Origin of the sequence: Flavobacterium sp. ALD4 (assembly GCF_002836475.1) — a bacterium.
Taxonomy (GTDB): Bacteria; Bacteroidota; Bacteroidia; order Flavobacteriales; family Flavobacteriaceae; genus Flavobacterium.
The window spans coordinates 487,165-500,858 of the sequence record NZ_PJBJ01000022.1 but is presented as its reverse complement, the minus strand read 5'-3'; the positions used below and the strand labels follow the sequence as shown (position 1 = coordinate 500,858).

Genomic DNA, 13,694 nt, shown 5'->3' with positions numbered 1-13,694 from the left:
ATTAAATTGGTAACTATCTCCAACCGCCTCCAAGATCTTTATACACATTAACAACGGCTTTCAATTGGTCTTTTTTAGTTTCTATTAATTCCAATTTTGTTTCAAGTGCATCTCGTTGTGTCAGTAAAACTTCCAAATAATCAACTCTGGCTGACTTAAACAAATCATTCGAAACATCGATAGCTCGGTCTAAAGCAGTTACTTGTTTTGATTTTAGATCATAGCTTTTTTCTAAGTTATCAATTTTAGAAAGTTGGTTTGACACTTCCAAATACGCATTTAAAATTACACGCTCATAGTTATACATCGCCTGAATTTGTCTTGCATTAGCACTACTGAACTCGGCTTTAATGGCATTCCTATTAATTAATGGGGCCGCTAAATCTCCTGCTAAAGAGTACAGTAATGAAGCAGGTGACTTAAACAAGAAAGAGGTTTTGAATGCATTATACCCAACTCCTGCTGAAATCCCGAAAGAAGGAAAAAACTCCGCTCTCGCAACTTTTACATCTAATTTGGCTGCAGCCAATTCTAATTCGGCTTGTTTAATATCCGGACGATTCGTTAGCAATTGCGAAGGAATCCCTGCATATATAGATTCAGGAATGATACTTAAAACAGCAGTTCTGTCTCTTAGGATTTCCTGAGGAAAACGCCCTAAGAGAAAATTGATTCTATTCTCTGTCTCCTTGATGCTTTGATTAATATCATACTCCATACTTTGTGACTTAAGCACCTCCGCTTGGAATTTCTGTACCGCTAATTCAGTCCCTCTTGCCGCTTCTTTTTGCAATTTAACAATCTCTAAAGCACTTTTTTGAAGCGCAATATTTTGTTTTACAATTAGGAGTTGGTTATCCAAAGCCTGTAATTCATAGTATGAATTAGCCACCTCGGCAACAAGATTAGTCAGCACAAAATTTTTCCCTTCCACTGTTGCTAAATAGCGCGTAACTGCTGCTTTTTTGGCAGTATGCAGCTTATGCCAAATATCTACTTCCCAATTGGCGTAAGCACCAATAGTAAAATCCGTCAATGGATCAGGCATTTCTCTTCCTGGATAAATTTCAGTAGATGCATCACCCGCGCCCGTACTAGTATAACGTCCTACTTTTTCGACACCAGTACCCGCTCTAAGACCTACTGTTGGTAATAAAAATCCTTTTCTAATTCGTGCTTCATTTTTGGCTATTTCAATTTCCTGCAACGTAATCTGCAACTCTTGATTGTTTTGAAGTGCAGTATCAATCAAGTTTTGTAGGTTCGTATTAGTAAAGAAATTTCTCCACTTCATACTTGCAATAGAAGTGGTATCCGTACTAGTAACAAATGCGTTTGGAACAGCAACTTTAGAAGCGCTTTCGACAACTGATGGTGCTTTGCAGCCTACTACCATGATACAGATAGCTATGGCAATACTATTTTTATTTATGAACTTCATTGTTATCAATTTCTTCAGTTAATGGATTTTCTTCTTCCTTTTTTACCAACTTGTATTTCTCTGCTATTCGACCAAAGATGTAATACAATCCCGGAATTACAAATACACCGCAAATTGTACCAATAAGCATCCCTCCTGCTGCGGCTGTTCCAATAGTTCTATTACCAATTTTACCTGGCCCTGTAGCAAATACCAATGGTAGCAGACCTGCAATAAAAGCAAATGATGTCATCAAAATAGGACGGAACCTTGCTTTTGCCCCTTCCATCGCAGCCTCTAGTACCGATTTCCCTGCTGCATGTCGCTGAATGGCAAACTCCACAATCAAAACCGCATTTTTACCCAGCAAACCAATCAACATTACCATGGCAACTTGAGCATAGATATTGTTTTCGAGTCCTGTCAATTTCAGTAAAAGAAAGGCTCCAAATATACCCGCTGGTAAGGATAGAATTACAGATAAAGGCAGAATAAAACTTTCATATTGTGCCGCTAAGACTAAGTACACAAAACCTAAACAGATAAGGAATACCCAAATGGCCTGATTACCTTGTGAAACCTCATCAGCAGAAATACCTGCCCAATCAATATCATACCCTCTTGGTAATTTTTCAGCGGCAACTTCTTGAATAACTTTAATAGCTGTACCACTACTATATCCTGAGGCAGCAGAACCACTAATCTCTGTAGAAGTATACATATTATGTCTAGTAATCTCCGATAATCCATATACTTTTTCCAACTTCATGAAAGCAGAATAAGGTACCATTTCATCTCGGTCATTTTTTACGTAGAGTTTCAAAATATCCTCTGGCAATGCGCGGTATTCAGGAGACGCCTGTACAATTACTTTGTAATTAATTCCGTATTTAATAAAACTAATCTCATAATTACTCCCCACTAATGTAGACAAGGTATTCATTGCATTCTCAATGGATATTCCCTTTTGTTGAGCTAAGTCATTATCGACTTTCATCATATACTGCGGAAAACTGGCGCTAAAAAAACTGAATACATTAGATAATTCTTTGCGTTTGTTCAGCTCTTTGACAAAATCATTATTAATCACCTCCATTTTTTTGTAATCACCTGAACCCGTTTTATCCAATAAACGAAGCTCAAATCCTCCGGCAGCGCCATATCCTGGTACGGCAGGCGGTTGAAAAAATTCGATGTTTGCACCAGGAATATCTTTAGATTTCTCTTCTAATTCTGCCATAATCTCTACAACAGAGTGCTTTCTATCGTCCCAGTCCTTGAGATTAATCAAACAAGTTCCAGCATTAGATCCAGTACCTTCAGTCAAAATTTCATACCCTGCTAAAGAAGAAACCGATTTCACACCTTCAACGCCTTCTGCAATTTTTTGCAACTTTACTGAAATATCATTAGTCCTTTCTAATGAAGATCCTGGAGGTGTTTGAATAATGGCATAAAACATCCCTTGATCCTCATTCGGGATAAATCCAGAAGGAACGGTAATACTGATTAACCATGTTCCCGCACAAAATCCTACAAGTGCAATAAAAGTAATCGCTCTTCTATTTATAATTTTCCCCAGTAAATTTTGGTATTTACCTTGAGCAAGGTTAAACGTGTTGTTAAAACCATCTACAAACCTATTGATAGGCGTTTTCTTTTTAGGTTGACCATGATTATTTTTTAACATCATAGCACAAAGTGCAGGTGTCAATGTCAACGCCACGATCCCCGAAAGAATAATTGCTGTTGCCATCGTGATAGAGAATTGTCTATAAAACACCCCAACTGGGCCAGACATAAACGCAACTGGAATAAATACTGCAGCCATCAAAAAGGTTATCGCCACAATAGCTCCAGAAATTTCATGCATCGCTTTTTTAGTCGCTTTTAAAGCAGAAAGATGCTCTTCTTCCATTTTTGCATGGACGGCTTCAATAACTACAATAGCATCATCGACGACGACTCCAATAGCCAAAACCAAAGCAAACAACGTAATTAAGTTAAGTGAAATATCGAAGAATTGCATGAACATAAAAGTTCCTACCAACGAAACTGGCACCGCAATTGCCGGAATAATTGTAGAACGCCAATCCCCCAAGAAAAGAAACACCACTAATCCTACCAAAATAAAAGCTTCGATTAAAGTGTGAATTACTTTTTCGATAGAAGCATCCAAGAATTTAGAAACATCATACGAAATTTCATAATCCATTCCTTTTGGGAATTTTTTCTTGATAGTTTCTAATTTGGCTTTTACATCTTCTATAACTTGATTTGCGTTACTACCAAAGGATTGTTTTAATACAATTGCTGCAGATGGTTTACCATTTAAATTCGAGTAAATATCATACATCGAACTTCCAAACTCAATATTTGCAACATCTTTTAATCTTAATATTTCGCCGTTTGCATTTGATCTTAATACTATATTTCCATATTGCTTTTCGGTCGTAAATCGACCTGAATATTTTAATACATATTCAAATGCTTGTGAACGTTTACCAGAGGCTTCCCCCGTTTTTCCCGGTGAAGCTTCTAAACTTTGACTTGATAAAGCCTCCATTACCTCATCGGTAGAAATTTTATAGGCTAACATACGATCGGGTTTCAACCAAATACGCATAGCATATTCACGAGTCCCTAGAATATCTCCAGAACCAACACCATTTACCCTTTTCAATTCAGATAAAACATTGATATCAGCATAATTATACAAGAACTTTTGGTCAGTTCCTTTATCGGTACTAAAAAGATTGACGTACATCAACATACTAGGAACTTCACGAGTAATTTTAACACCCTCCCTAACCACTAATGGTGGAAGTTTATTAACAACCGATGCCACACGATTTTGAACATTAATAGCCGCTTGATTAGGATCAGTACCTAAGTTGAATACGACTTGAATACTTGCTTCACCGTCATTTCCGGCATCAGAAGTCATGTATTTCATACCTGGAACACCATTCAAGGCTCGTTCTAAAGGAATAATAACCGATTTAATCATCAATTCTCCATTAGAACCAGGGTAGTCTGCTGTAACATTTACCATTGGTGGTGAAATAGACGGGAATTGGGTAATAGGTAAATTCATCACCGATATCACCCCTAAAAAGACAATTATTAGCGATATAACTATCGACAAAACAGGTCTTTGGATAAATTTATTAAACATTTTTATATTTTTTTATATGATTAATTTATTCCGCTTTTAATCTTAAATGCTCAATAACACTTTTAGGATCCATTGTTTTGCACTTAATTTTATCGCCCTCTTTTACCTTTTGAACACCTTCTAATAAAATCATATCACTAGCTGAAATACCACTTTTTATAACATATAGGTCAGGTATTTCACCTTTAATTTCAATTTCTTGTGAATGTACAATAGAGTTTTTATCTACTAAAAAAACATACTTTTTGTCCTGTATTTCATAAGTCGCTTTTTGTGCAATTACTAAAGCATTTTTAAGCGGAACAGTCATTAGTACTTTACCTGTCTCGCCGTTTTTGAGTAATTTGTCAGGATTAGGGAATCGAGATCTAAAAGCTATATTTCCAGTTTCGCTATCAAATTCACTTTCTATCACCTCTACTTTTCCTTTGTATTTAAATGAAGTACCATTAGCTAAAAGTAAACCTACTTGGTTTTGAGCACGGTTCTTTATATCAGTTTCATAATCTAAATATTCTGGTTCAGAAACATTGAAATAAGCATACATTTCACTATTGTCAGAAAGGCTCGTCAGTAGTTCACCTTCGTCAATAAGGCTACCTAATTTTTTAGGAATTCTATCTATCGTTCCTGAGAATGGCGCTTTAATATCCGTTGCAGATAAATGAAATTTAGCCATTGCCATTTCTGCTCTTGCCTGATCTAACTTAGCTTTGGCTACAGCCAATTCGTTTTTAGAAACTACATTTTTATCTACTAAAACTTTAGTGTTTTGTAATTCTATTTCTGAAGCTTTTACCTCGGCTAACGCCTTTTGATACTCAGCTTCATACATCGTTGGTAATATTTTAAATAATATTTGACCTGCCTTCACGTATTGACCTTCATCAACATAAATTTTTTGTAAGAACCCTTTTTCTAAAGCTCTAATTTCTATGTTTTTCACAGAACGAATTTGTGAGACATATTCCTTTGTAAATGAAGTATCAACTACAACTGGATTTGTAACTGAAAATATTTCAGCTACTTCTTTCTCTTCTTTTTTTGAGTTACAACTCGTTAAGCTTATTAGGGCGATTAGCCCAGATAAAATGGCGATTCTCTTCATGATAGTTTATGAATTGAGTACTTGATTGTTTGGATTTAAAAAATTTTATAAGGTAAAAAAAGACATCAGCAGACAAGACGTATTGGGAATACGTCCATTGGAAAAATAAGAATATTTCCTCTTTTAGATCAAAGTAATCATGCCTTTATAAACTGATGGAGGCAAAAATCAAATTCTTAAAACTCTTTGAATAATGTAGATTGGTTGTGAATAACCAAAGTACGTTTGGACATTTTTAACACCCTTGAAGTCTTCTTTTAAAATAAGAAAACGGGACAACGTTAAATACCACTTAGTAGTTGGAGTATTTTTTAAAGGAAAAAATTTATCTTGTGTATGATCTGTATCATCACTTTCTTCTACTAAGTCTAAATCAGAAGCTTCTATCACTTGATTGTGAAGGCCTGAATTATCTATAAATTTTTGTTGACTTATAGCTGCATTTTGAGAAAGAGAATACTGAATACAGGAAGAATCGGCACGTTTAACCGAGTTATGTTCGCCCCCGTAAAGGAAGACAGTACTAAGGAATATAAAAAATATAACTACTCTCATTTCGAGATCAAATGTAGTTAAAGATTAAAAATGAAAATTAATTTTATGATTTTATTAAGGAAGTATCTACGAAATCGTTTTCCCTGCAGAGGGTCCTTGCAAAAATGATCGATTACTATTGTTCATCAAAAATCCATATATTCTGATTAACTATAACTACTTATTATTATCTTTTATATTATTTCGTAAAATGTACTAAATATTGGTCTTTTTCATATTTAAATTAGTGAAGAAAAGAAAAAGCACTCCCTTTGTCTAAGAAATGATCCTGCCATCTTCCATAGTTATTATTCGATCCGTTTTACTGGCAAAATCAATATCATGGGTAACAATTAATATCGTCTGGTTAAACTCCTGTGTTAATGTCTTAAAAATGTCAAAGACGACATCTCCATTTTTTTTATCTAAATTTCCTGTGGGCTCATCCCCCATTATGATCAAAGGATCGTTTATAAGTGCTCTTGCTATCGCGACGCGCTGCTTCTCACCGCCGCTCAGTTGATTGGTTTTTTTTGTTGCATGCTTTTCTATACCCAATGTTTTCAAATGTCCTATCGCACGGTATTCTAATTCCTCTTTGGAATGCTTCCCTAATTTTAAGCCAGGAAGTATCACGTTACCCAACACATCATATTCTGCCAACAAATAATGAAATTGAAAAACAAAACCAATTTTCTCGTTCCGTATTTTTGCCAGTTTTACATCCGGTTGTCCCGTAACCAGCTCATCATGGATTAATAGTTGTCCTTCATAATCCGTATCCATCGTTGAAAGTAAATACAACAAGGTGGATTTTCCAGAACCAGAACGCCCCTCTATAGAAACAAACTCGCCATGATTAATGCTCAAATCAATACTCTTAATTACCTGAAATTTTACAGGATTATAAAAATACTTTGTTAACCCGATGGTTTCTATTACTTTATTATTTTCCATACCTACTTCCCTCTAATAATTTCTACCGGATCTACTTTACTTGCTTTTAAAGCTGGAAACAAACCTGAAATAATTGTCGTAAAAAGCGCAAAGGTTATGCCGATACTATAATACACGATATTGTAATCAATTGGATACGTCTTAATGGTTGGCAAAGAAGTCGTTTCAAAAGGGATAACATCAATGATACTAGAGAAAACATACCCGAAAACCAATCCAAAAACACCTCCTGTCAAACCAATAATTATCGACAATGATATAAAAATCCATTTTACGTCATTACCAGAAAAACCAGTGGCTTTAAGAATGGCAATGCTATCCATTTTTTCATAAATCATCATATTCAAGATGTTGTAAATTCCAAAGCCGGCAACAATAAGCAAAACGATTCCCACCGAATAAGAAATAATACTTCGCACGGTGCTTCCCGTTTCAAATTGCGAATTAGCAGTTTGATAATCCATGGCATCCAAATTGAAAGCCGCATGAAACTCTTTGGCCAAGTCAACAGCCGATTCTTTATCATAAAGATTAATCTGGATATCAGTAATATAGTTTTTAGGCTTACCTAATAATTTTTGGGCTGTGGCCAATGAGGTATAACTCATCACATTGTCAATTTCAGCAATTCCAATTTCAGAAATCCCCACTATTTTTAAGGACGCCAGATTGCCGTTAGAAGTGGATATTTTTATAATATCCCCTTTCGAAAGCAACATTTTGTCAGACAATCCTTTTCCGATAATCACACTGTTGTTCTGACTTAAATCCGTCACTTTCCCCTCTCTGACATAATCACTAATCTTAAAAAGTTTATCTTCTGCAATAATATCTATTCCATTTACAAAACCTGAAATTTCAATCGTTCCTGAGTTAAATAAAACGGAGGCGGTCACTTTTGGCGCTACATCGATAATGCGTTTGTCCTGCTTTAAAGTTTTAATGATTGACATGCTGTTGTATATCGATTTCCCTCTGTCTTTTGGTTTTATGGAATGAATAAAATTGGTGTTCTGTTTATAGTCAGCGGACAAAGCTAAAGGTTGATTTTCTGATGGTTTCACTTCATTATATAAAAGAATATGAGGGGTTCTGTTAAGCATTAAGCCATCCAGCATTTCATTCAATCCGCTCATAAAGCTGACTAGAGCGATAAACATGGCAATACCAAAGGTGACACCCACAGCAGCAACTATAGTTTGTTTAAGTCGGGCTCTAAGCAAATGAAAAGCGATATTTAAAATCAGTTTATAATTCACTGTTTCGGCATATAAATAGTTTCATCCTTTTTTAATCCTTCTAAAACCTCCACCTTTTGATAATCACTCAAGCCCGTTTTTACTTTTCTCTTCTCATCATTATTCACGATAACATATTCATTTTCCACTAAATAACTCTTAGGAATAGTGATGGTATTTTCTTTTGTCTGAATAATTATATTCGCTTCGGCGGTTAGGTTCGGATATAGTTTTTTAGGTACTTTTAGAAAGTGCGCTTCAATTTTAAAGGTACGGGAGCGGGCATCCATAATGGGATATATTTTATCGACAATCGCTTCAAAAACTTCTCCTTTATAACTATCCATCGCAACTAACGCTTTCTGTCCCAAAGCCACGCGAACCATATCATTCTCGTCCACTTCAAGCTCTAATACGAATGAATTTGCCTTCCCGATTATCGCAAGAGGACTCTGAGTAGTAACTAAAGTACCCTCATCAACCAAGATATCATACAATTGTCCGGCTAACACACTTTTAATACTAAAATCACTTTGGGTATTTTGGCTGTATTTAAGATTGATGCTATTACGATCTTGGTCGTTTTTCAATTGTGCTTTGAGTTGCGCCAATTGTTTTTTGGCCGACTCATAATTGAGTTTTGAACTTTTAAAAGCCAGTTCAACCCCTTCAAAATCAACTTCTGAGATCCCTTCAAGCGACCTAATTTTCTGGTTTCTGTTATAAATGGATTCGTCAAGGCTGAGCTTATCCTTTGCCGCTTGAACTTTCAGCTCCATCTCCGAAATCTTATCTTTGATGTAACGGCTATTTCCTTGACTTAGCTGGTACGCTAATCTGGCATTTTCGGTATTTAACTCTGCTTTTTCACTTTCCAGTTCAAAAAGCAATTGCCCCTGACTGATGGATTGTCCTGCGGCAACTTTTATTTTTTGTAAAATACCATTTACGGTGGAGTAAACGGTATACTGATTATCTGCTTTAATTATTCCTGATGCATATACACTTTCGGTTACGGCACCGACAGTAGGTTTTATTCCCTCACTATTTTTCGAACAGGATAGCACTAAAAATAAAACAGCCAATAAAGTATAGTTTGCAAATTTCATCTAAATCGATTTAATAAGAATAAGTGACGAATAAACACTTAAATTTACCTCTTTTTTCTGAAAATCAATCTATAAAGACCTAATTTAAAAGAGAACAACCTGACTATTTTGCTCAAATTATACCGGGGAAGATAGAGTTATATTTTTTTTTCTAACTTATAATCCTCCATTAAATAGCCATGATCCAATTCTATATCTTCTTTTCCCACAATTTCAAAACCTAATTTTTGATAAAAGGTCACTGCCTTATTGAATCGATTTACATTCAAGGATAGCACCTTTGAATTATTCTCTTCCGCATAACCTACGACAGCATCAATCAATAACCTACCTACCCCTTTTCCTTGTGCGTCGGGAAGTAAATATATTTTATGCAAACGTGTGACTTTATCATCTAAATAATCATGCTGAAACGAAGCAAAACCAAGACACATAGCTCCCTCAGAAGCTAAAATAAAATGGTGGCCTTTATGAAGCATATTATCCAACAATACCTCTGTAGAATAAAAGGCCTTTAACATAAAATCTAGTTGCGCCGCAGAAAGAATTTCCGCATATACATCAGGCCATGTTTGATTGGCAATTTTTTGAATTGTTTTGACATCATTGGCATTGGCTACTTTTATTGCAATCATGGGAGGTTAAAGGTTAAAAGTTAGAAAATAGAAATAAAAAACTGTGGAATAAAAGTTAACAACTAAAGTTTACCCGTGAATAGTTTCATTTTTACCATAATTTTCGATGACAGAAGCTTCAAATTCAATCCACTCCCTCCAGCGTTTTTCGACATCAATTCCTGTTCCATATTTTCGGGCATACGTAATAAAAGTAGTATAATGTCCTGCTTCACTTTCCATTAAATCTCTATAAAAAAGTGCTAATTCTTCATCCTGTATATTCTCTGACAGCACTTTAAAACGCTCACAGCTTCGGGCTTCTATCATCGCCGAAAAGAGCAACCTTTCCACTAAACTGGAAACTCTGCTACCATTACCACTCTTTTTCATATACAAATACAACTCATTCACATAGTGATCTTTGCGCTCGCGCCCTAATTTCAAGCCGCGTTTAATGATGATATTGTGTACCTGCTCAAAATGATCCAGTTCTTCTTTAGCTAAAGCCAAAAGATCCTGAACTAAATCTTGATGCTCTGAATTATTAGTAATAATAGTAATCGCATTAGTGGCCGCTTTTTGCTCGCACCAAGCATGATCCGTCAAGATTTCCTCGATGTTTTTTTCGACAATGTTTACCCATCTTGGATCCGTTGGCAATTGCAATCTTAATACACCCATTTTTATAGTCTTAAAGTTAAAAAGTCAAAAATTGAAAAGAATAAAGAATAAAGAAAAAGCCGAAAGTCAAAATTACAATTTCGACTTTCGACTTTAAAAACGGTATCACTTATTTTATTTTAGAAAACAAAAATAGCTCTTTCGCTCATCATTTCGTTAACTTCATTAGCGACTTGTTCTATAACCGCTTCATTTGTGTGATCCATAATCACCCTGTCGATTAAGTCAACGATCGCGTCCATGTCTTGCTCAACTAATCCACGAGTGGTAATAGCTGGCGTTCCAACACGAATACCGGAAGTTACAAATGGTGACTTATCATCAAATGGAACCATATTTTTATTTACAGTAATTTCTGCTTTTACTAATGCATTTTCAGCTTCTTTTCCAGAAATCCCTTTGTTTCTTAAATCAATCAACATCATGTGGTTGTCTGTACCTCCTGAAATGATATCGTATCCTCTTTTTACGAAAGCTTCCGCCATTGCTTTGGCATTTTTTTGCAATTGTAAAGCGTACGTAAAGAATTCATCTTGTAAAGCTTCACCAAATGCAACTGCTTTTGCAGCAATGATATGCATTAAAGGTCCTCCTTGATTTCCAGGAAAAACAGCTAAATCCAATAATGAAGACATCATTCTGATATCTCCTTTAGGAGTTGTTAAACCAAATGGATTAGGAAAATCTTTACCCATCATAATTAAACCTCCACGAGGTCCACGCAATGTTTTATGGGTAGTCGTCGTTACAATATGACAATGAGGAATTGGGTCATTTAACAGTCCTTTAGCAATTAATCCTGAAGGATGCGAAATATCAGCTAATAAAATAGCACCAACACTATCTGCAATTACTCTAAAACGTTCAAAATCCATATCACGGGAATAAGCCGAAGCTCCTGCGATGATCATTTTTGGCTGTTCTTTTATCGCAATTTCTTGAATTTTATCATAATCTAAACGCCCCGTTTCACGCTCAACACCGTAGAAAGAGGGAGTATACAAACGCCCTGAAAAATTCACAGGAGAACCGTGCGTTAAGTGTCCACCATGGGACAAGTCAAAACCAAGAATCTTGTCTCCTGGCTTCAGGCAAGCAAAGAAAACGGCTGTATTAGCCTGTGAACCTGAATGTGGCTGCACATTGGCATATTCAGCCCCAAATAATTCTTTAGCTCTGTCAATTGCAATTTGCTCAACGACATCCACTACTTCACAACCTCCGTAGTATCTTTTTCCAGGATATCCTTCCGCATATTTGTTGGTCAAAACAGAACCAGCTGCCTCCATTACCTCATCACTTGCGAAATTCTCTGAAGCAATTAATTCTAATCCGTGTATTTGTCTTTCTTGTTCTTCTAGAATAAGGTCGAAAATTTGTTTGTCGCGTTGCATTTCGTTGTTTTTAGTTAATTTGAAGCAAAAATACAAAAAACCTTTGTGAAACTGTTAGATTATAATATATTTGAAGTATATTTTTCAACAAAACAATTAACATATTATGTCGATAACCGCCAACGATACCAAAAGAAAATCATGGTTAGAAGTACCCGCAAAAAGTGATTTTCCAATTCAAAATATTCCTTTCGGAGTTTTTCTTACTAAAGAAAATGTAGTAACTGTAGGTACTAGAATTGGTGATTTCGCTATAGATTTAGGAGCTTTACAGCAATTAAATTACTTTGAAGGCATTGAATTGACTGATGATATGTTCATGCAAGACACTTTAAATGATTTCATATCAGACGGTAAGAAAACATGGCGATTAGTAAGAAATCGTATTGCGGACATATTCGATGAAAACAATCCTAAATTAAGGGACATTGCGAATCATAGAGATATCGTTATTTTCAATATGGATGAAGTGGAAATGCAGTTGCCTGTTCTTATCGGTGACTATACTGACTTCTATTCCAGCAAAGAACATGCTACTAATGTAGGAAAAATGTTTCGTGACCCGGATAACGCTTTATTGCCTAACTGGCTTCATATTCCTGTAGGATATCATGGAAGAAGTTCTACCATAATACCTTCAGGAATTCCGGTACACAGACCTATTGGTCAAACATTACCTGCTGGCGAAACTACCCCTGTTTTTGGACCTTCCCGTTTAATCGATTTCGAACTGGAAACCGCTTTTATTACTACTGATGCTAACGTTATGGGGGAAATGATTCCTATCAACGAGGCGGAAGACTATATTTTCGGAATGGTTTTATTGAATGACTGGAGCGCTCGAGACATTCAAAAATGGGAATATGTGCCACTTGGCCCCTTCTTGGCAAAAAGTTTTGCATCATCAATTTCACCTTGGATTGTAACTATGGATGCGCTGGAGCCTTTTAGAGTTCCAAGCCCGAAACAAGACCCTAGTCCGCTTCCTTATTTGCAACAGAAAGGGAAACATTCCTTCGATATCCATTTACAAGCTGCCATACAACCGGAAAATGCACAACCTACTGTTATAAGCAACTCTAATTTTAAGTACATGTATTGGACCATGAACCAACAATTAACACACCATACCTCAAACGGTTGTCGTGTAAATTCTGGGGACATGATGGGATCGGGAACGATTTCAGGACCTACACCAGAGGGTTATGGCTCTATGCTTGAATTGACTTGGGGAGGAAAAAACCCTATTAAGATGAGTGACGGAACAGAACGTAAATTCATAAATGATAACGATACTGTAATCATGAAAGGATTTTGTCAAAACGGACAAGTACGAATTGGTTTTGGAGAAATTTCCACTAAGTTATTACCTCCTTTTGTAAGAAAGTAATTTGCAACTAAGATTAATATTTCATAGAAAAATCCTATTTGCAGCTGCAAATAGGACTTTTTATATAA

The 13,694-nt window shown here is 35.8% G+C and carries 11 protein-coding genes; 1 reads left to right on the top strand and 10 read right to left on the bottom strand.

The window, feature by feature from the left end:
* Positions 1–13: 13 nt before the first annotated feature.
* The 10 genes from CXF59_RS02205 to glyA form a co-directional block, all read right to left on the bottom strand.
* Positions 14–1,441 (bottom strand): TolC family protein, encoded by a 1,428-nt coding sequence (locus CXF59_RS02205; protein ID WP_101136068.1) that lies wholly within the window; start codon positions 1,439–1,441, stop codon positions 14–16.
* Positions 1,425–4,598, bottom strand: a complete 3,174-nt coding sequence (locus CXF59_RS02200) for an efflux RND transporter permease subunit (RefSeq protein WP_101136067.1) — start codon at positions 4,596–4,598, stop codon at positions 1,425–1,427. The genes CXF59_RS02205 and CXF59_RS02200 overlap by 17 nt, the downstream gene beginning before the upstream one ends.
* A gap of 25 nt (positions 4,599–4,623) precedes the next feature.
* Entirely contained in the window at positions 4,624–5,706 is a 1,083-nt protein-coding gene (locus CXF59_RS02195) for an efflux RND transporter periplasmic adaptor subunit (protein ID WP_101136066.1), read from the bottom strand.
* Positions 5,707–5,874: 168 nt separating this feature from the next.
* Complete coding sequence (locus tag CXF59_RS02190; RefSeq protein ID WP_101136065.1) at positions 5,875–6,261, bottom strand: hypothetical protein; 387 nt, start codon at positions 6,259–6,261, stop codon at positions 5,875–5,877.
* A 255-nt stretch (positions 6,262–6,516) separates the two neighbouring features.
* Positions 6,517–7,197: an ABC transporter ATP-binding protein gene (locus tag CXF59_RS02185; protein WP_101136064.1), complete on the bottom strand. Its 681-nt coding sequence runs from the start codon at positions 7,195–7,197 to the stop codon at positions 6,517–6,519.
* 2 nt (positions 7,198–7,199) lie between these two features.
* Positions 7,200–8,456, bottom strand: a complete 1,257-nt coding sequence (locus tag CXF59_RS02180; RefSeq protein ID WP_101136063.1) for an FtsX-like permease family protein — start codon at positions 8,454–8,456, stop codon at positions 7,200–7,202.
* Positions 8,453–9,544 carry an efflux RND transporter periplasmic adaptor subunit gene (locus CXF59_RS02175; protein ID WP_101136062.1) on the bottom strand — a complete coding sequence of 364 codons (1,092 nt, stop codon included), beginning with the start codon at positions 9,542–9,544 and terminating at the stop codon, positions 8,453–8,455. The genes CXF59_RS02180 and CXF59_RS02175 overlap by 4 nt, the downstream gene beginning before the upstream one ends.
* A 137-nt stretch (positions 9,545–9,681) precedes the next feature.
* Positions 9,682–10,179 carry a GNAT family N-acetyltransferase gene (locus CXF59_RS02170; protein ID WP_101136061.1) on the bottom strand — a complete coding sequence of 166 codons (498 nt, stop codon included), beginning with the start codon at positions 10,177–10,179 and terminating at the stop codon, positions 9,682–9,684.
* A gap of 69 nt (positions 10,180–10,248) precedes the next feature.
* Positions 10,249–10,842 (bottom strand): tRNA-(ms[2]io[6]A)-hydroxylase, encoded by a 594-nt coding sequence (locus tag CXF59_RS02165; protein WP_101136060.1) that lies wholly within the window; start codon positions 10,840–10,842, stop codon positions 10,249–10,251.
* Positions 10,843–10,961: 119 nt separating this feature from the next.
* Positions 10,962–12,236, bottom strand: a complete 1,275-nt coding sequence (glyA, locus tag CXF59_RS02160) for a serine hydroxymethyltransferase (RefSeq protein ID WP_101136059.1) — start codon at positions 12,234–12,236, stop codon at positions 10,962–10,964.
* A gap of 106 nt (positions 12,237–12,342) precedes the next feature.
* Here glyA and fahA point away from each other — a divergent pair, with 106 nt between their 5' ends.
* Entirely contained in the window at positions 12,343–13,626 is a 1,284-nt protein-coding gene (fahA, locus tag CXF59_RS02155; RefSeq protein ID WP_101136058.1) for a fumarylacetoacetase, read from the top strand.
* The last annotated feature ends 68 nt before the right edge of the window (positions 13,627–13,694 follow it).